Raw genomic sequence first — 17,914 nt, 5'->3', positions numbered from 1 at the left:
TGAGGGCCACGGGGGAGTTACGGAGGTGTGCGACGTGCGGTCAGCCCTGGGACAACGCGCCATGAAGCTGCGCATCTGCGGCATCCGCACCGTCTGGGACGCCGTCGGCGACGGCGAGTTCTTCTGCCCCGGCTGCGGCGGCGACCGCAACTACCGCAGGCTCACCGGACGCCGCCGCTTCGCCGTGCTCGGCGTGCCGATGCTGCGCCGCGGCACCACCGGACCCGTCGTCGAATGCGCCGCCTGTCGGAGTCGCTTCGACACCGATGTGCTCGACCACCCCACCACCACCCGGCTCTCCGCGATGCTCCGGGACGCCGTCCACACGGTCGCCCTCGGCGTCCTCGCGGCCGGCGGCACCACCTCCCGCACGGTCCTGCGGACCGCCGCCGCCACCGTGCGCGGTGCCGGTTTCGACGACTGCACGGAGGAACAGCTCTCCATCGTCGTCGAGGTCCTCTCCGCCGACATCGGCCACGGCTCAGCCTTCGACCCGGCGGCCGAGGCGTGCGGCGCCGCCCTCGCCATCGAACTGCACGAGGCGCTGGAGCCCCTCGCCCCGCACCTGGCCCCCGCCGGACGCGAGGCGATCCTCCTCCAGGGCGCCAGGATCGCCCTCGCCGACGGCCCCTACGGCCCGTCCGAGCGCGAGGTGCTGACCACGGTGGGCGGGGCGCTGCGGATCTGCGCCGAGGACACCGCCCGGCTGCTGGCCGCGGCGGCCCGCACCCCTTCCTGACCGCTCCTGCCCGCTCGCCCCCGGGAGTGCGGGTGAGAGGCCCCGTCCCCGTACCGGACAATGGACGCATGAGCTTGTTCCGGGACGACGGCGTGGTGCTGCGCACGCAGAAGCTGGGCGAGGCCGACCGGATCATCACGATCCTCACCCGCGGCCACGGCCGGGTACGGGCCGTCGCGCGCGGGGTGCGGCGCACGAAGTCCAAGTTCGGCGCCCGGCTGGAACCCTTCTCCCACGTCGACGTGCAGTTCTTCGCCCGGGGCAGCGAGCTGGTCGGCCGGGGGCTGCCGCTCTGCACGCAGAGCGAGACGATCGCCCCGTACGGTGGCGGCATCGTCACCGACTACGCCCGCTACACCGCCGGCACCGCGATGCTGGAGACCGCCGAGCGGTTCACCGACCACGAGGGCGAGCCCGCGGTCCAGCAGTACCTGCTGCTCGTCGGAGGGCTGCGCACCCTCGCCCGCGGCGAGCACGAACCACATCTCGTCCTCGACGCCTTCCTGCTGCGCTCGCTCGCCGTCAACGGCTACGCGCCCAGCTTCGAGGACTGCGCGAAGTGCGGCATGCCCGGGCCGAACCGGTTCTTCTCCGTCGCGGCGGGCGGCATCGTATGCGGCGACTGCCGGGTGCCCGGCAGCGTCGTACCCTCGACCGAGGCCGTCGGTCTGCTGAGTGCGCTGCTCACCGGCGACTGGGAGACGGCGGACGCGTGCGAGGCGCGTCATGTCAGGGAGGGGAGCGGACTGGTGTCCGCCTATCTCCACTGGCATCTGGAGCGCGGGCTGCGCTCACTGCGGTACGTAGAGAAGTGACACAGGCGGATCAGGTACGGATCCGGCATGGATCAGGCACAGGGAGCGAGACAGTTCATGGCAGTACGCGGGATACTGGGCGGCCGTAACCGACGCGACTACAAGACCCCGGAGCCGCACCCCTCCGGTGCCACGCCCCCGAGGATTCCCGGCGAGCTGGTGCCCAAGCACGTGGCCATCGTGATGGACGGCAACGGCCGCTGGGCCAAGGAACGCGGCCTGCCGCGCACCGAGGGGCACAAGGTCGGCGAAGGCGTCGTCATGGACGTCCTCAAGGGCTGCATCGAGATGGGCGTCAAGAACCTCTCGCTGTACGCGTTCTCCACGGAGAACTGGAAGCGGTCCCCGGAGGAGGTGAAGTTCCTGATGAACTTCAACCGGGACGTGATCCGCCGCCGCCGCGACGAGATGGACGAGCTGGGCATCCGCATCCGTTGGGTGGGGCGCATGCCGAAGCTGTGGAAGTCCGTGGTCCAGGAGCTCCAGGTCGCCCAGGAACAGACGAAGGACAACGACCGGATGACGCTGTACTTCTGCGTCAACTACGGCGGCCGGGCCGAGATCGCCGACGCCGCGCAGCGCATCGCGCAGGACGTCGCGGCCGGGAAGCTGGACCCGTCCAAGGTCAACGAGAAGACGTTCGCGAAGTACATCTACTACCCGGACATGCCGGACGTCGACCTGTTCGTCCGCCCCAGCGGTGAGCAGCGCACGTCCAACTACCTGATCTGGCAGAGCGCCTACGCCGAGATGGTCTTCCAGGACGTGCTGTGGCCGGACTTCGACCGCCGCGACCTGTGGCGGGCCTGTCTGGAGTACGCCCAGCGGGACCGGCGGTTCGGCGGCGCCGTGGAGACGGCCCCCGCGCCGAAGGGCTGAGCGGACGGCGGGGCCGGCACACATCGCCGGCCCCGCCGCCCGGGCCCTCACTCCTTCTCGTCGGCGCGCCCGGCGCACTCCGCGCAGGTGCCGAAGATCTCCACCGTGTGCGCCACGTTCACGTATCCGTGCTGCGTGGCGATCGACTCCGCCCACTGTTCCACGGCGGGACCCTCGACCTCGACGGCCTTGCCGCACATCCGGCACACCAGGTGGTGGTGGTGTTCGCCGGTCGAGCAGCGGCGGTACACGGACTCGCCGTCCGTGGTGCGCAGCACGTCCACCTCGCCCGCGTCGGCGAGGGACTGGAGGGTGCGGTAGACGGTGGTCAGCCCGACCGAGTCGCCGCGATGCTTGAGCACGTCGTGCAACTCCTGGGCACTGCGGAACTCGTCCACCTCGTCGAGCGCCGCCGCCACCGCCGCCCGCTGCCGGGTCGACCGGCCACGTACCGGGGCCGCGTTCGTTCCACTGATCGGCGCCGTTGCCACAGCCGCCTCCTCGTGTCGCCCGTACCTGTGTCGGGCCATTGTGCCAGTCTGCCCGGCCCTCGTGGTCACACCCGGAGTTCGTCCTCCACGGGGCTGCCGGCCCCTGCTTCAAGGGTGCACTCGCCGGACGCCTCCTCGCTCCGGCGGGCCCGCCGCCGGGCCAGCGGGGTCGCGAGCAGCGTCAGGGCGACGAAGACCACGATGGCCAGCAGGACGATCGTCGCACCGGGCGGTACGTCCTGGTAGTACGAGGTGACGGTGCCGGCCAGGGTCACCGCCGTACCGATGACGACCGACAGCACGAACGTCAGCCGGAACGACCGGGAGATCTGCTGCGCCGCCGCGACCGGCACCACCATCAGGGCACTGACCAGCAGCAGCCCGACGACCCGCATCGCCACGGTGACGGTCACCGCCGCGGTCACGGCGACCAGCAGGTTCAGCGCGCGCACCGGCAGCCCGGTGACGCGGGCGAACTCCTCGTCCTGACTGACCGCGAACAGCTGTCGCCGCAGCCCCAGCGTCACCAGCAGGACGAAGGCGGCCAGCAGGCAGATCGCGGTGATGTCCTCGGTGGAGACGGTGGCGAGCGAGCCGAAGAGGTACGAGGTGAGGTTGGCGTTGGAACCGGTGTCGGAGAGGTTGATCAGCAGGACGCCGCCCGCCATGCCGCCGTAGAACAGCATGGCCAGGGCGATGTCGCCGCGGGTGCGTCCGTACCAGCGGATCAGCTCCATCACCACCGAGCCGGCGACGGCGACCGCCGTGGCCATCCACACCGGGCTGGTGGACAGCAGGAAGCCGAGGCCGACGCCGGTCATCGCGATGTGACCGATGCCGTCGCCCATCAGGGCCTGGCGGCGCTGGACGAGGTAGACGCCGACGGAAGGGGCGATGACGCCGACCAGGACGGCGGCGAGCAGGGCCCGCTGCATGAAGGGGGGATCGAGGAATTCCATGATCAGCTCAGCAGTCCGGTCCGGACGGGCTCGGTGGCCGCGTGGGGGTGTACATGGTCGTGTCCCGGCAGGGCGTGCTGGCCCACGGCCTTCGGGGGCGTCCCGTCGTGCGTCACGCAGCCGTCGCGCAGCACGACCGCGCGGTCGATCAGCGGCTCCAGCGGGCCGAGTTCGTGCAGCACCAGCAGCACGGTGGCGCCGGTGGCGACCTGTTCGCGGAGCGTCGTGGCGAGGATCTCCTGGCTGCCCAGGTCGACGCCGGCCATCGGCTCGTCCATGATCAGCAACTCCGGTTCGGCGGCCAGCGCCCGGGCGATCAGCACGCGCTGGTGCTGTCCGCCGGAGAGCGCGTTCACCGAGTCCCCGGCCCGGTCGCTCAGGCCGACCAGTTCGATGGCCCGGTCGACGGCGGCCCGGTCCGCCTTGCGGAGCGGGCCCAGCCGCGTACGGGAGAGCCGCCCGGACGAGACGACCTCGCGGATCGTGGCGGGCACGCCGCCCGAGGCGGTGGTGCGCTGGGGCACGTAGCCGACGCGGGACCAGGCGCGGAAGCGGCGCAGTGGGGTGCCGAACAGTTCGACGGAGCCGCCGGTGAGCGGGACCTGGCCGATGACGGAGCGCACGGCGGTCGACTTGCCCGAGCCGTTGGCGCCGAGCAGTGCGACGACCTCGCCGCGCTGGACCGTCAGGTCGATGCCGCGCAGCACCGCACGTGCGCCGAGCGTGGCCGTGGCGCCCCTGAGGGCTATGACGGGGTCCTTGGTGGTGCTCCCGTACTCGGGCATGAGCGCCTCCGATGCTGCTGTGGCGGTTGTCGCGTGGGTCGCGGTCGCCGCTTCTGCCGTGTGGGCGGCGTGCGCCGTGCGGGGCGCATGGGCCGTGGGGGTCGTCCGGGTCACTTCGCGCCGAGCGCCTTCTGCAGCGCGGCGAGGTTGGACCGCATGACCTCGATGTAGTCGTCGCCCTTGGACTTGTCGGTGATTCCCTCCAGCGGGTCCAGGACGTCCGTCCTCAGACCGGTGTCCCGGGCGAGGGTCTTCGCGGTCCTGTCGCTGGCGAGGGTCTCGAAGAACACGGTGGTGACCTTGTTCTTCTTCGCGATGGCGTGGATCTCGTTGATCCGGGCGGGGCTGGGCTCGGCCTCGGGGTCGACGCCGGCGATGCCCTCCTGGGTGAGGCCGTAGCGCTCGGCGAGGTAGCCGAAGGCGGAGTGGGTGGTGATGAAGGTCCTGGTCGCGGTGGACTTCAGGCCCGTCTCGTACGCCGTGTTCAGCGCGTCGATCTTGCCGACCAGCGCTTCCGTGTTCCTGCGGTAGTCGGCGGCGTGGTCGGGGTCGGCCTTCTCCAACGACTTCCCGACGCCCTCGGCGACCTCGGCGTACTTCACCGGGTCCAGCCAGATGTGGGGGTCTGCCCCGGTCTCGTCGCCGTGGTGCTCGTGGCCGTGCTCGTCGCTCCCGGCGTGGTCGTGGTCGTCGCCGGCCTCGGTGCCGTGTTCCTCCAGCTTCGTGAGCTTCGAGGCGTCGACGGCGTTCTTGACGCCGGACTGCTTGATGGCGTCGTCGACGGCGGGCTGGATGCCCTTGAGGTAGAGGACGTAGTCGGCGTCGCTCAGCCCGCCGATCTGCCTCGGGCTGAGCTCCAGGTCGTGCGGCTCGACGCCCGGCTTGGTCAGTGTGGTGACCGAGACGTGCTTTCCGCCGATCTGCTCGGCCAGGTACTGCATCGGATAGAACGAGGCCACCACGTCGAGCTTGTCGCCGTTCTTGTGATCGGCGGCGTCCGAGGCGGAGCAGGCGGTGAGGGCGGTGAGGCCGAGGGTGACCGCTCCGGCGAGGGTGATGGTGGGTATGAGGCGGCTGACGTTCATGACACTCATTTTCAATGAAATTGGAAACGATTGTCAACAAGGATGATGAGATGGTCATGCGGCCGACCGGACCGCCACCGATTTGATCCGAGGGGCGGGCCCGCCGGTAATCTGTAGCATTCGACGTTCGTCCTCGTAATGAAGAGAGCACCGTGGCCGCCGACAAGATCGACTCCATCGTCAGCCTGAGCAAGCGCCGTGGCTTCGTCTATCCCTGCAGTGAGATCTACGGTGGTCAGCGGGCCGCCTGGGACTACGGGCCGCTGGGCGTCGAGCTGAAGGAGAACCTCAAGCGCCAGTGGTGGCGCTACATGGTCACCTCCCGCGAGGACGTGGTCGGAATCGACTCGTCGGTCATCCTGGCCTCCGAGGTGTGGGCCGCCTCCGGCCACATCGCCACGTTCACCGACCCGCTGACCGAGTGCACCTCCTGCCACAAGCGCTTCCGCGCCGACCACCTGGAGGAGGCGTACGAGGAGAAGCACGGCCACCTCCCCGCGAACGGCCTGACCGACCTCAACTGCCCCAACTGCGGCAACAAGGGCACGTTCACCGAGCCCAAGCAGTTCTCCGGTCTGCTCTCCACCCACCTCGGCCCGACCCAGGACTCCGGCTCGGTCGCCTACCTGCGCCCCGAGACCGCCCAGGGCATCTTCACCAACTTCGCCCAGGTCCAGCAGACCTCGCGCCGGAAGCCGCCGTTCGGCATCGCCCAGATGGGCAAGTCCTTCCGCAACGAGATCACCCCGGGCAACTTCATCTTCCGCACCCGTGAGTTCGAGCAGATGGAGATGGAGTTCTTCGTCAAGCCGGGCGAGGACGAGAAGTGGCACGAGTACTGGATGGAGCAGCGCTGGAGCTGGTACACCGGCCTGGGCCTGCGCGAGGAGAACATGCGGTGGTTCGAGCACCCGCAGGAGAAGCTCTCGCACTACTCCAAGCGCACCGCCGACATCGAGTACCGCTTCCGCTTCGGCGGCAGCGAGTGGGGTGAGCTGGAGGGCGTCGCCAACCGCACGGACTACGACCTCAAGGCGCACTCCAAGGCGTCCGGCACCGACCTGTCGTTCTTCGACCAGGAGGCCGGCGAGCGCTGGACCCCGTTCGTCATCGAGCCGGCAGCCGGTGTCGGCCGCGCGATGCTCGCCTTCCTCCTCGACGCCTACATCGAGGACGAGGCACCCAACGCCAAGGGCGTCATGGAGAAGCGCACCGTGATGCGCCTTGACCCGCGCCTCGCGCCGGTCAAGGTCGCCGTGCTGCCGCTGTCCCGCAACCCGCAGCTGTCGCCGAAGGCCAAGGGCCTCGCCGCCGACCTGCGGCAGAACTGGAACATCGAATTCGACGACGCGGGCGCCATCGGCCGCCGCTACCGTCGCCAGGACGAGATCGGTACGCCGTTCTGCGTCACCGTCGACTTCGACACCCTGGACGACAACGCGGTGACCGTGCGCGAGCGCGACACCATGAAGCAGGAGCGCGTCTCCCTGGACCAGATCCAGGCCTACCTCGGCGCCCGCCTGCTCGGCTGCTGACGCCTGCTCGCACCGCTTGGTCCGCAGCGGCGGCCCGGTCCGTGGCATCGGCCGGAGCCCCCGGTTCCCCGCACCCCGCGCGGAGGAGCCGGGGGCTCCGTCGTATGCCGCAGTGCGCGGTTCCGGGCCGACGCGCGGGAAAAGCGGGTGCGGTGGCGGACGGGGCGCAGTACGGTGCCGCCATGTCTTCTTCGTTCTTCCAGATCTACGAGTGAGAGCGCGGCGGGTCCGAGCACCCGCCGCCCACCGGATCGATCAGAGGCCGACTCGGGCCTCCTTCCCCCCTCTCGCCCTTCACCATGAATGGGAGAACACCGTGGCCAAGAGCCGCAACAGCCTCCTCGGCGTGGGCGGACAGCGCAAGAAGCTGTCCCGCGCCGACCAGCAGGGCATGGACCCCGCACGCCAGGCCGACCGCAAGGCGGCCGACGACCAGAAGCAGGAACTGCTGCGCAGGATGCGCGAGCGTACGCAGTCGGCTCCGGACCTTGCGCGGGAGGAGTCGTCGGACGGCTCGTCGCAGCCGGACATGACCGAGCAAGACGGCCCGGCGCAGAGCTGACCGCTCCCCGACCCCCGTACGAACGCGCGCTGTTCGCCGACGGCGTCGGCCGGGACGCGTGAGGACGCCCCGTCTGCCGACGGGGCGTCAGGAGGCGGATACCGGAACGCCACGGCGGAGGGCCCGAGTGGATCGGGGCCTCCGCCGTGGCGCGTTTTCGGGGTCGATCGCAGGGGCGGGACGGGCTCTCAGCACGTGGTGGTGCTGACGGGCTCTCAGCGCTTGGTGGTGCTGACAGGCTCTCAGTGCTTGGTGGTGCTGTTGAACAGCGAGCGCGACCAGACGTAGCCGACCAGGGCGATGCCGACGCACCAGGCGAGCGAGATCCAGGCGTTGTTCCCGATCTCCGAGCCCGAGAGCAGGCCGCGCAGGGTCTCGGTCATCGGTGTGAACGGCTGGTTCTGGGCGAACCAGCGCAGGCCCGGGGACATCGAGTCGGCCGGCACGAAGGCGGAGCCGAGGAACGGCAGGAACTGGATCAGCAGCGGCTTGTTGCTCGCGGACTCGACGGTCTTGGAGATCAGACCGAGTGCCACCGACAGCCAGGTGACGGCGAACGCGATCGCCGCGAGCAGACCGGCCGCGGCCAGCCACTCCAGCGGGCTCGCCCCCGAGCGGAAGCCGACGGCGAGCGCCACGCCCACGACCAGCACGGTGCACACCATCGTCTGGATGACGCTGCCGATGACATGGCCCGTCATGAACGACGAGCGCGTGATGCTCATGGTGCGGAAGCGGTTGATGATGCCCTCGGTCATGTCGGAGCAGACCGCGATCGAGGTCGACATCGAGCCGGCGGCCACCCCCATGACGATGATGCCCGGGGTCAGATAGTTCAGATACGCGTCCCGGCCGCCGCCCATGCCGGCGCCGATCGAGTCACCGAAGGCGTACACGAACAGCAGCAGCATCAGGATCGGCGTCATGGCGCTGCCGAACCCCACGCTCGGATATCGGATCGCGTGCTTGAGGTTGCGCCGCAGCATCGTCATCGAGTCGTGCGCGGCGTAGGCGAGGGTGCTCATCGCAGGGTCTCCTTGATGTGAAGCGCGGAGGTGGTACCGGTGCCGGTGGCGCCGTCGCCGGTCAGGGCGAGGAACACGTCGTCGAGGTCGGGGGTGTGCACGGAGAAGTCGGCGGCCCGGATGCCGACGGCGTCGAGCCGGTCGAGCAGGGCGCGCAGCGCGTCGATGCCGCCGTCGCCCGCCACGCGCAGGGCGAGGTTCTCGTCGTCGCGGGCCGCGCCGGGGAAGGCGGCGGCCGCGCGCTCGTACTCGGCGGGGTCGGTGAACCGCAGCCGTACGTGACTGCCGGGGATCCGCGCCTTGAGCTCGTCCGCGGTGCCCTCGGCGATGATCCGGCCGCCGTCGAGCACGGCGATCCGGTCGGCGAGGTGGTCGGCCTCCTCCAGGTACTGGGTGGTGAGGAAGACGGAGGTGCCGCCCGCGACCAGCGAGCGCACCGTGTCCCACATGGTGCGGCGGCTGCGCGGGTCGAGCCCGGTCGTCGGCTCGTCCAGGAAGATCACCTGGGGGTCGCCGACCAGCGTCATGGCGATGTCGAGCCGGCGCCGCATACCGCCGGAGAAGGTGGCAGCCCGCTTGTGCGCGACGTCCGCGATGTCGAACCGCTGAAGCAGTTCCCGGGTACGGGACCGGCCTTCGTGCTTGCCGAGGCGCAGCAGGTCGGCCATGAGGAGCAGGTTCTCCTCGGCGGTGAGCAGGTCGTCGAGGGCGGCGAACTGCCCGGTGACGCCGATCGCGGCGCGCACCTCGTCCGGTGACGTGGCGATGTCGTGGCCCGTGACCAGGGCCTGCCCGCCGTCGGCGGCGACGAGCGTGGACAGGATCTGCACGGTGGTGGTCTTGCCGGCGCCGTTCGGTCCGAGCAGCGCGAACACGGACCCGGCCGGGATGTGCAGATCGATGCCGTCGAGCACGGTCTTGGCGCCGTACGACTTACGCAGACCGACGGTGGAGACGGCGGCGGGCGGTCGCGAACCGGCCGTCCTTGGTGTGGGCATGACAGAAGAGGGCATGGGGTCCTCCCGTTCGAGGGCTGAGGTGATGGGGGAGCGGGCGAGTCCGCGGGCCGGTGCTCAGGCCCGGGCGCGGCGGATGTCGATGTTGCCCCAGCGGGTCCGGGCACGGACCTCGACGGTGTTCTCGGTCTCCGTCGGCGGGGCGGAGTCGGCGAGTGCGTTGTGCACCTGCCCGCGCTCGGAGCTGACGTCGAGCCAGGCTGCGGTGCCCTCGCGGACGCCGACTTCGATGCCGCCGTAGGCGGTCTCCAGGTGGACGACCCCACCGGTGACCTCGGCGACGCGCAGGGCGCCGTGGGCGGTGGTGGCGGTGACCGAGCCCTCGGCACGCTCGATGTCGATGTCGCCGTGGGCGCCGCTCACCCGGAGGTCGCCGGTCACGGCGGCGACGGTCGTGTTGCCGTGCGAGTTCTTCAGGACGGCGGAACCGTCGACGATGCCGACGCGCAGGTTGCCGGAGCTGGTGGTGATCCCCGCCGTACCCTCGATCCGGTCGATGAAGACCGAGCTGTGGGAGGCGTTCAGCTGGAGCGGCCCGGTCATGTCGAGGCGGACGTTTCCGCCCGAGGTCTTCACCTGGACCTCGCCCAGGCGGCCCTCGCCCACCACCTGGGTCCAGGAGCCGGTCAGGTCGACGCGCGAGCCCGCGGGCAACTCGACCGACACGTCGACGGCGCCGGTGGGGCCGATCAAGTAGCGCTGCTTCGTCCTGATGGTCAGGACGCCGCTCGCGTACACCACCTCGGTCTGCTCGGCGGCCCGCACGTCCTTGCTCTGCTTCGGGCCGGCGGGCCGCACCTCGACGACCGTGTCGAGGCGGTCGCTCGCGGTGAACCGGATCGAGCCGGCGCCGACGTGTGCGGTGACCAAAATCGGTTCGGGAGTGTCGAAAGAAGGCATGGCTGTACCGTCCTCATGAGTCCTTGGGGCGTCCCCGCTGGTGGGACGTGGTGTGGGTGAAGTGGAGCGGGCGCGGGCGCGGGCGCGGCTAGTGCTGTGGCCGGAAAGGTTTGCCGGTGAACGTTTCCGGTCGCAGCACTAGCGCACCCAGCCCGTGAAGCTCTGTCCGGTGGTGCGGGACTTCTGCGGGGTGCGCGCTCGCGCGCCGCCGTCGACCGCGGCCGACACGGCCCGCACCAGCCACGCGTTGACCGACAGGCCCTCGCGGCTCGCGGCCTCCTCGGCCCGCGCCTTGAGGTGTGCCGGCAGACGCAGATTGACGCGGGCGGTGCCGCCTTCGTCGCTGTCGGCGGGCGCCTGCGCCCTGACCGGTTCGACGGGTGCGACGGCCGCTTCCGTGACGCCGCCGCCGGGTGGTGGCGTCACCACGAAGTCGGGGTCCAGCCCGCGCAGCCGCACGTCGACCGAGCCGGGGGCGAGCTCGCGGGTGATCTCGTCCATCGCGGCGGAGAGGACATTGAGCATGGTCAGACGGGTCGCCGACTCCAGAGGAGCGGTGAGCCGCTCGGCCAGCTCGCGGGCGTCTTCCCCGCCGGCTTCGGCGGCCACCGTGAGTTCGCGGCGCAGGGTGTCGACATACGGGGTGAGGTCCATGGCGTCATGGTGGCATCATTGTGGTGCCATGTGCAAGCCCTGATGGTGTCGCATGCGGGGATGGTGCGAGGGTGATCGCTCTGACCTGCGAAAACGTGATGGGGGCGGGGTGAGTCGTGGTGGCGCCACGCCTGCTCATGCGCCTGTGGGTGTGCGGGGTGGTGCCAGATGGTGCCAAGTGGTGCCACTCGGTGGCGCCGCCCCGCCCGGCGGCCGGAGCGGGGCCGGAGCGGCTTCAGGCCCGGGAGCTCGCCGAGGGCTGCTTCCCGACATGGGCGGCCGTCCGGGCCTCCAGGCGTACGGCGGTCCGGCGCGCCGTCTCCCGTGCCCAGCGCCCGCTCGTCAGCGCCCCCACCAGCAAGACGCACAGCCCGCATCCGGTGATGATCCACCAGGCGGGCCTGCCCGCGTCCACGAAGGCGGCCGCGTACGCGGAGCCGCGCGGCGATCCGGTCCCGGCCACGCCCGCCGCGAGCACCGCGCCGATCACGGCGACCCCGAGCGTCCCGCCGACCTGACGGCTGGTCGAGGCGACGGCCGCGGCCACCCCGGCCTGGGCGCGGGGCATCCCGGAGACGGCCGTGTTGGTGATCGGCGCGTTCACCATGCCGAAGCCGATGCCGAACAGCACGTACCCGGTGAACAGCAGGACGTTGTCCGTCTCCGCCTCGAACGCGGCGAACATCAGCCCGCACGCCGTCATGGCCGTCCCGGCCACGAGCAGGGGCAGCCGCGGCCCCCGGCCACCGACGAGCCGTCCGGACAGCGGGGCGCAGACGAAGGTCAGGGCCGCCATCGGCAGCATGTACAGACCGGCGTGCAGTGCGCTCAGTCCGCGCACGTTCTGCAGGTAGAGCGTGTTGAGGAACAGGAACCCGCTCAGCGCGGCGAACGCGCAGACCGCTATGGCGGTGGCCCCGCTGAACGGGGCGCTGCGGAAGAACCGCAGGTCGATGAGGGGTTCGGTGCGCCGCGGCTCGTACAGCAACAGCCCGGCGAGAGCTGCGACGGCGAGCACGGCGAGTCCCAGGACATGCGGCGCGGTCCAGCCCACCGTCGGCGTCTCGATGATCACGTACGTCAGCGAGCCGAGCAGCGCCATCACCAGCAGTTGCCCCACCGGGTCCGGGCGGCGCGGCTTCGGGGCGCGGGACTCGGGGACGTAGCGCCAGGTGAGCAGCAGCGCGAGGAGGCCGACGGGCAGATTGACCCAGAAGATCGAGCGCCAGCCGACCGAGTCCACCAGCAGCCCGCCGACCAGCGGACCCGCTGCCATCGAGATGCCGACCACGCCGCCCCACACCCCGATGGCACGCGCCCGTTCGCGCGGGTCGGTGAAGGTGTTGGTGATGATCGACATCGCGACCGGGTTCAGCATCGAACCGCCCACCGCCTGCACCATCCGGAACGCCACCAGCGACTCCAGGTTCGGTGCCAGGGAGCAGAGCAGCGAGCCGAGGGTGAAGAGGACCAGCCCGGTTTGGAACACCCGGCGACGTCCGATCCGGTCGGCGGTGGACCCCGCGAGCATCAGCAGCGAGGCCAGCACCAGGGTGTAGGCGTCGATCGTCCATTGCATGCCCGCGACGGTGGCGTGCAGTTCCTTCTGGATGGAGGGAAGGGCGACGTTCAGGACCGTGTTGTCGAGACTGACGATCAGCAGACTCATGCAGCAGATCGCCAGCACCAGTTGCCGTCGGCGGTGACTGAGCTCGGGCATACATCGATAGTACGGTTAACTAATGAACCCTGCCGACCGGGCGGGGCCGGACGGGGTACTTCATGCCACGGACCGAGGCGGACCGTTCCGCGCCGTACGCGACAATGGAGCAATGACCACGCTCGCCCCCTCGCTCCCGCAGCTCCGGATCGGCCCGCACACGGTGCAGCCGCCGGTGGTGCTCGCCCCCATGGCCGGCATCACCAACGCCCCGTTCCGCACCCTGTGCCGGGAGTTCTCCGGGGGCAAGGGTCTGTTCGTCAGCGAGATGATCACCACCAGGGCGCTGGTCGAGCGCAACGAGAAGACCATGCAGCTGATCCACTTCGACGCGAGCGAGACCCCGCGCTCGATCCAGCTGTACGGGGTGGACCCGGTCACCGTCGGCAAGGCCGTCCGCATGATCGTCGACGAGGACCTCGCCGACCACATCGATCTGAACTTCGGCTGCCCGGTCCCCAAGGTGACCCGCAAGGGCGGTGGCTCCGCGCTCCCGTACAAGCGGCCGCTGCTGCGCGCGATCCTCGACCAGGCGGTCTCCAACGCGGGCGATCTGCCGGTCACCATCAAGATGCGCAAGGGCATCGACGACGACCACCTCACCTACCTCGACGCCGGCCGGATAGCCGTCGAGGAGGGCGTCAAGGCGGTCGCCCTGCACGGCAGGACGACCGCCCAGCACTACGGCGGCACCGCCGACTGGGACGCCATCGCCCGGCTCAAGGAGCACGTCCCGGAGATTCCGGTGCTCGGCAACGGCGACATCTGGTGCGCGGACGACGCGCAGCGGATGATGCGCGAGACCGGCTGCGACGGCGTGGTCGTCGGGCGCGGCTGCCTGGGCCGTCCCTGGCTGTTCGGCGACCTGGTGAGCGCGTTCGAGGGCACGGGTACGAGGCGGGAGCCCCGGCTGCGCGAGGTCGCCGACGTGATGCTGCGGCACGCGACGCTGCTGGGGGAGTGGCTCGGCGACGAGGCGCGGGGCGTGATCGACTTCCGCAAGCACGTCGCCTGGTACCTCAAGGGCTTCTCGGTCGGCTCGGAGATGCGCAAGAAGCTGGCGGTCACCTCCTCGCTGGACGAGCTGGGCTCGCAGCTGAACGAGCTCGACCTGGACCAGCCGTGGCCGGACGGCGCCGACGGGCCGCGCGGGCGCACCTCGGGGAACAACCGCGTGGTGCTGCCGGACGGCTGGCTGAAGGACCCCTACGACTGCGCGGGCGTGAGCGCGGACGCGGAACTGGACACATCGGGCGGCTGAGTGCTGGTCGCGGACGGCCTCCAAGGGCCTGCGACGGCGCCGAGGGCCCGCCGGGAACGTACTCCCCGGCGGGCCCTCGACCTTTCCGCGGCCCGGCGTCCCGCGCCCCTCCCGACGCCTGCGCCCCTCCCGCACATGAGGCACCGCGTGCCGCTACAGATGGCGTACTCATCTGAGCGTTGGATTCGGCCAGATTCGGCGATATTCGGCCGGGTGGGCATGCGAATGCACCCGTGGCGCATGCCGCGAAGCGGCTTTGCTCACGCTGAGCTAGTCCTTATTGATCTGTGCGTGACCGGCGAGCGCTTTTCACGTGTCCAGATGGTGACATCTGAGCGCCGCTCGTAGAGTGATTCTCGCCACCCTGAGAGTCGACCCGCTCAGATGAGCGCAATTTTGAGGGGTGCATTTCTCAAATGATGGCACTCGGTGCCAGTGGCTCGTATTTTGATCGATCGACGCTTCCGTTGCGCAGAGTGGTCGAAAGGGAGATTATTGACTGCGGCGAGTGGTGATGTGTTCAAGAGGTGAACGCTTTTCTTCGGTGGGAGGACGGGCTGCGTCACTTTCGATCTGCTGGCGGACGAGTGGCTGCGCCCCCATGACGCGCAAGTGGACGTACCCAGACACCTTCGATCTGGGTATGTTCCTCGCCGTCAGGGCAGCCACCGCGTCTTCGAGGAGTCGAGACCCGTGTCGGAAAACAAAGATCCCCACGTATCCAACCCGGAATCCCCGGAGTCCCAGGGGCAGAAGTTCGTTTACGACTTCACCGAGGGCAACAAGGATCTGAAGGACCTCCTCGGTGGGAAGGGCGCGAACCTCGCCGAGATGACCAACCTCGGTCTGCCCGTTCCCCCGGGCTTCACCATCACCACCGAGGCGTGCAAGGTCTACCTGGAGAGCGGAGCGGAGCCGGCGGAGCTGCGCGACGAGGTCAGCGCGCACCTCGACGCCCTTGAGGCGCGGATGGGCAAGAAGCTCGGCCAGGTGGACGACCCGCTGCTGGTCTCGGTCCGTTCCGGCGCGAAGTTCTCGATGCCCGGCATGATGGACACGGTCCTCAACATCGGTCTGTCCGACAAGTCCGTGGCCGGTCTCGCCACGCAGGCGGGCGACGAGCGGTTCGCATGGGACTCCTACCGGCGCCTCATCCAGATGTTCGGCAAGACCGTGCTCGGCGTCGACGGCGACCTCTTCGAGGAGGCGCTGGAGGCGGCGAAGGAGACCAAGGGCGTCACGGTCGACGTGGATCTCGACGCGGCCGACCTGAAGAAGCTGGTCAAGCAGTTCAAGAAGATCGTTTCGAGCGAGGCCGGACGCGACTTCCCGCAGGACCCGCGCGAGCAGATGGACCTGGCCATAAAGGCGGTCTTCGACTCGTGGAACACCGACCGGGCCAAGCTGTACCGCCGCCAGGAGCGTATCCCCGGCGACCTCGGCACCGCCGTCAACGTCTGCTCGATGGTCTTCGGCAACCTCGGTCCCGACTCCGGCACGGGCGTCGCGTTCACCCGCGACCCGGCCAGCGGCCACCAGGGCGTCTACGGCGACTACCTGCAGAACGCGCAGGGCGAGGACGTCGTCGCCGGTATCCGCAACACGGTGCCGCTCGCCGACCTGGAGTCGATCGACAAGAAGTCGTACGACCAGCTGATGCAGATCATGGGGAAGCTCGAAACGCACTACAAGGACCTGTGCGACATCGAGTTCACCATCGAGCGCGGCCGGCTGTGGATGCTGCAGACCCGGGTCGGCAAGCGCACCGCAGGTGCCGCCTTCCGGATCGCGACCCAGCTCGTCGACCAGGGCCTGATCGACGAGGCCGAGGCACTCCAGCGGGTCAACGGGGCCCAGCTCGCGCAGCTGATGTTCCCGCGCTTCGACGAGGAGGCGGACACCGAGCTGCTCGGCCGGGGCATCGCGGCCTCGCCCGGCGCCGCGGTCGGCAAGGCCGTGTTCGACTCGTACACCGCCGTGAAGTGGTCCCGCTCCGGCGAGAAGGTCATCCTGATCCGCCGCGAGACCAACCCCGACGACCTCGACGGCATGATCGCGGCCGAGGGCATCCTGACCTCGCGCGGCGGCAAGACCTCGCACGCCGCCGTCGTCGCCCGCGGCATGGGCAAGACCTGCGTCTGCGGTGCCGAGGAGCTGGAGGTCGACACCAAGCGCCGCCGGATGACGGTGGGCGGCCGGGTCGTCGAGGAGGGGGACGTCGTCTCCATCGACGGCTCCACCGGCAAGGTGTACCTGGGCGAGGTGCCCGTCGTGCCGTCCCCGGTGGTCGAGTACTTCGAGGGCCGGATGCACGCGGGCGCCGACGACGCCGACGAACTGGTCTCCGCCGTGCACCGGATCATGGCGTACGCGGACCGGGTGCGCCGGCTGAGGGTACGCGCCAACGCCGACAACGCCGAGGACGCGCTGCGGGCCCGCCGCTTCGGCGCCCAGGGCATCGGCCTGTGCCGCACCGAGCACATGTTCCTCGGCGAGCGGCGCGGGCTGGTCGAGAAGCTGATCCTGGCGGACACCGACGACGAGCGCGAAGCCGCGCTGGCGGAGCTGCTCCCGCTCCAGAAGGCCGACTTCATCGAGCTGTTCGAGGCGATGGACGGACTGCCCGTCACCGTGCGGCTGCTGGACCCGCCGCTGCACGAGTTCCTGCCCGACATCACCGAGCTCTCGGTGCGGGTCGCGCTCGCCGAGGCCCGCCAGGACGCCAACGAGAACGACCTGCGTCTGCTCCAGGCGGTGCACAAGCTGCACGAGCAGAACCCCATGCTCGGCCTGCGCGGCGTCCGTCTCGGCCTCGTCATTCCCGGACTGTTCGCCATGCAGGTACGGGCGATCGCCGAGGCCGCGGCCGAGCGCAAGAACGCCAAGGGCGACCCGCGTGCCGAGATCATGATCCCGCTCGTCGGTACGGTGCAGGAGCTGGAGATCGTCCGCGACGAGGCCGACCAGGTCATCGCCGAGGTCGAGGCGGCCACCGGCACCCAGCTGAAGCTGTCCATCGGCACCATGATCGAGCTGCCGCGTGCCGCGCTGACCGCCGGGCAGATCGCCGAGGCCGCGCAGTTCTTCTCCTTCGGCACGAACGACCTGACCCAGACGGTGTGGGGGTTCTCCCGCGACGACGTGGAGGCATCGTTCTTCACCGCGTACCTGGAGAAGGGCATCTTCGGGGTGTCGCCGTTCGAGACGATCGACAGGGACGGTGTCGGCTCGCTGGTCCGCAGCGCCGTCGAGGCCGGCCGGGCCACCCGCCCGGACCTGAAGCTGGGCGTCTGCGGCGAGCACGGCGGCGACCCGGATTCGGTGCACTTCTTCCACGAGGTGGGCCTGGACTACGTGTCCTGCTCCCCGTTCCGCATCCCCGTCGCCCGCCTCGAAGCGGGCCGGGCGGCGGCGGAGTCCGTCGGCAGCGACAGCCGCTGACGCGGTCCGTCCCCCGACTTCCGGGGCCGCCGCCCGCCGGTTCGTAC

The 17,914-nt window shown here is 70.1% G+C and carries 16 protein-coding genes; 7 read left to right on the top strand and 9 right to left on the bottom strand.

The window, feature by feature from the left end; translation table 11 throughout:
* Positions 1–61 precede the first annotated feature (61 nt).
* The 3 genes from AMK22_RS21885 to AMK22_RS21875 all read left to right on the top strand — a co-directional run bounded on the left by AMK22_RS21885 (position 62) and on the right by AMK22_RS21875 (position 2,433).
* The gene (locus tag AMK22_RS21885) at positions 62–739 is read left to right on the top strand and encodes a TerB family tellurite resistance protein (RefSeq protein WP_073787460.1); all 678 of its coding nucleotides are present in this window, start codon (positions 62–64) and stop codon (positions 737–739) included.
* 68 nt (positions 740–807) lie between these two features.
* Positions 808–1,554, top strand: coding sequence for a DNA repair protein RecO (gene recO / locus AMK22_RS21880; protein ID WP_073787458.1), 747 nt, complete (start codon positions 808–810; stop codon positions 1,552–1,554).
* A 57-nt stretch (positions 1,555–1,611) separates the two neighbouring features.
* Positions 1,612–2,433, top strand: a complete 822-nt coding sequence (locus tag AMK22_RS21875; protein ID WP_073787456.1) for an isoprenyl transferase — start codon at positions 1,612–1,614, stop codon at positions 2,431–2,433.
* 47 nt (positions 2,434–2,480) lie between these two features.
* Here AMK22_RS21875 and AMK22_RS21870 read toward each other — a convergent pair whose 3' ends face one another.
* From AMK22_RS21870 to AMK22_RS21855, 4 genes are all read right to left on the bottom strand, one after another.
* Positions 2,481–2,924, bottom strand: coding sequence for a Fur family transcriptional regulator (locus tag AMK22_RS21870; protein ID WP_073787454.1), 444 nt, complete (start codon positions 2,922–2,924; stop codon positions 2,481–2,483).
* Between the two features lie 65 nt (positions 2,925–2,989).
* Positions 2,990–3,883 carry a metal ABC transporter permease gene (locus AMK22_RS21865; RefSeq protein WP_073787452.1) on the bottom strand — a complete coding sequence of 298 codons (894 nt, stop codon included), beginning with the start codon at positions 3,881–3,883 and terminating at the stop codon, positions 2,990–2,992.
* A gap of 2 nt (positions 3,884–3,885) precedes the next feature.
* Positions 3,886–4,668 (bottom strand): metal ABC transporter ATP-binding protein, encoded by a 783-nt coding sequence (locus tag AMK22_RS21860; protein ID WP_073787450.1) that lies wholly within the window; start codon positions 4,666–4,668, stop codon positions 3,886–3,888.
* Between the two features lie 110 nt (positions 4,669–4,778).
* Entirely contained in the window at positions 4,779–5,753 is a 975-nt protein-coding gene (locus AMK22_RS21855; RefSeq protein WP_073787448.1) for a metal ABC transporter substrate-binding protein, read from the bottom strand.
* Between the two features lie 152 nt (positions 5,754–5,905).
* Here AMK22_RS21855 and AMK22_RS21850 point away from each other — a divergent pair, with 152 nt between their 5' ends.
* Both AMK22_RS21850 and AMK22_RS21845 read left to right on the top strand, forming a co-directional pair.
* A complete protein-coding gene (locus AMK22_RS21850; RefSeq protein ID WP_073787446.1) occupies positions 5,906–7,288 on the top strand; it encodes a glycine--tRNA ligase in 1,383 nt (460 codons plus the stop codon).
* 316 nt (positions 7,289–7,604) lie between these two features.
* Positions 7,605–7,850, top strand: a complete 246-nt coding sequence (locus AMK22_RS21845; RefSeq protein WP_073787444.1) for a DUF6243 family protein — start codon at positions 7,605–7,607, stop codon at positions 7,848–7,850.
* 242 nt (positions 7,851–8,092) lie between these two features.
* Here AMK22_RS21845 and AMK22_RS21840 read toward each other — a convergent pair whose 3' ends face one another.
* The 5 genes from AMK22_RS21840 to AMK22_RS21820 form a co-directional block, all read right to left on the bottom strand.
* Positions 8,093–8,875: an ABC transporter permease gene (locus AMK22_RS21840; protein WP_073787442.1), complete on the bottom strand. Its 783-nt coding sequence runs from the start codon at positions 8,873–8,875 to the stop codon at positions 8,093–8,095.
* Positions 8,872–9,873: an ATP-binding cassette domain-containing protein gene (locus AMK22_RS21835; protein ID WP_073787440.1), complete on the bottom strand. Its 1,002-nt coding sequence runs from the start codon at positions 9,871–9,873 to the stop codon at positions 8,872–8,874. The genes AMK22_RS21840 and AMK22_RS21835 overlap by 4 nt, the downstream gene beginning before the upstream one ends.
* Positions 9,874–9,948: 75 nt before the next feature.
* Entirely contained in the window at positions 9,949–10,791 is an 843-nt protein-coding gene (locus tag AMK22_RS21830; protein WP_073787438.1) for a DUF4097 family beta strand repeat-containing protein, read from the bottom strand.
* A gap of 138 nt (positions 10,792–10,929) precedes the next feature.
* Entirely contained in the window at positions 10,930–11,445 is a 516-nt protein-coding gene (locus AMK22_RS21825; RefSeq protein WP_073787436.1) for a toxin-antitoxin system HicB family antitoxin, read from the bottom strand.
* A gap of 235 nt (positions 11,446–11,680) precedes the next feature.
* On the bottom strand, positions 11,681–13,165 hold the full coding sequence (locus tag AMK22_RS21820) for an MFS transporter (RefSeq protein WP_073787434.1): 1,485 nt from the start codon (positions 13,163–13,165) through the stop codon (positions 11,681–11,683).
* A gap of 112 nt (positions 13,166–13,277) precedes the next feature.
* Between AMK22_RS21820 and dusB the strand changes: the two genes are divergently transcribed.
* Together dusB and ppdK are read left to right on the top strand one after the other, a co-directional pair.
* Complete coding sequence (dusB, locus tag AMK22_RS21815; RefSeq protein WP_073787432.1) at positions 13,278–14,426, top strand: tRNA dihydrouridine synthase DusB; 1,149 nt, start codon at positions 13,278–13,280, stop codon at positions 14,424–14,426.
* Between the two features lie 693 nt (positions 14,427–15,119).
* Entirely contained in the window at positions 15,120–17,867 is a 2,748-nt protein-coding gene (ppdK, locus tag AMK22_RS21805) for a pyruvate, phosphate dikinase (RefSeq protein WP_073787428.1), read from the top strand.
* The last annotated feature ends 47 nt before the right edge of the window (positions 17,868–17,914 follow it).

It is taken from the genome of Streptomyces sp. CB01580 (genome assembly GCF_001905795.1).
In the GTDB taxonomy this organism is placed as follows: Bacteria; Actinomycetota; Actinomycetes; order Streptomycetales; family Streptomycetaceae; genus Streptomyces.
This window is presented reverse-complemented; position numbering and strand designations above follow the sequence as displayed.

What these genes read in the sequence shown, in the direction of transcription:
- dusB (WP_073787432.1), top strand. Translation starts at nt 13,278, where the DNA reads ATGACCACGCTCGCCCCCTCGCTCCCGCAGCTCCGGATCGGCCCGCAC.
- AMK22_RS21860 (WP_073787450.1), bottom strand. Translation starts at nt 4,668, where the DNA reads ATGCCCGAGTACGGGAGCACCACCAAGGACCCCGTCATAGCCCTCAGG.
- recO (WP_073787458.1), top strand. Translation starts at nt 808, where the DNA reads ATGAGCTTGTTCCGGGACGACGGCGTGGTGCTGCGCACGCAGAAGCTG.
- AMK22_RS21840 (WP_073787442.1), bottom strand. Translation starts at nt 8,875, where the DNA reads ATGAGCACCCTCGCCTACGCCGCGCACGACTCGATGACGATGCTGCGG.
- AMK22_RS21875 (WP_073787456.1), top strand. Translation starts at nt 1,612, where the DNA reads ATGGCAGTACGCGGGATACTGGGCGGCCGTAACCGACGCGACTACAAG.
- AMK22_RS21835 (WP_073787440.1), bottom strand. Translation starts at nt 9,873, where the DNA reads ATGCCCACACCAAGGACGGCCGGTTCGCGACCGCCCGCCGCCGTCTCC.
- AMK22_RS21865 (WP_073787452.1), bottom strand. Translation starts at nt 3,883, where the DNA reads ATGGAATTCCTCGATCCCCCCTTCATGCAGCGGGCCCTGCTCGCCGCC.
- AMK22_RS21825 (WP_073787436.1), bottom strand. Translation starts at nt 11,445, where the DNA reads ATGGACCTCACCCCGTATGTCGACACCCTGCGCCGCGAACTCACGGTG.
- AMK22_RS21820 (WP_073787434.1), bottom strand. Translation starts at nt 13,165, where the DNA reads ATGCCCGAGCTCAGTCACCGCCGACGGCAACTGGTGCTGGCGATCTGC.
- AMK22_RS21830 (WP_073787438.1), bottom strand. Translation starts at nt 10,791, where the DNA reads ATGCCTTCTTTCGACACTCCCGAACCGATTTTGGTCACCGCACACGTC.
- AMK22_RS21885 (WP_073787460.1), top strand. Translation starts at nt 62, where the DNA reads ATGAAGCTGCGCATCTGCGGCATCCGCACCGTCTGGGACGCCGTCGGC.
- AMK22_RS21855 (WP_073787448.1), bottom strand. Translation starts at nt 5,753, where the DNA reads ATGAACGTCAGCCGCCTCATACCCACCATCACCCTCGCCGGAGCGGTC.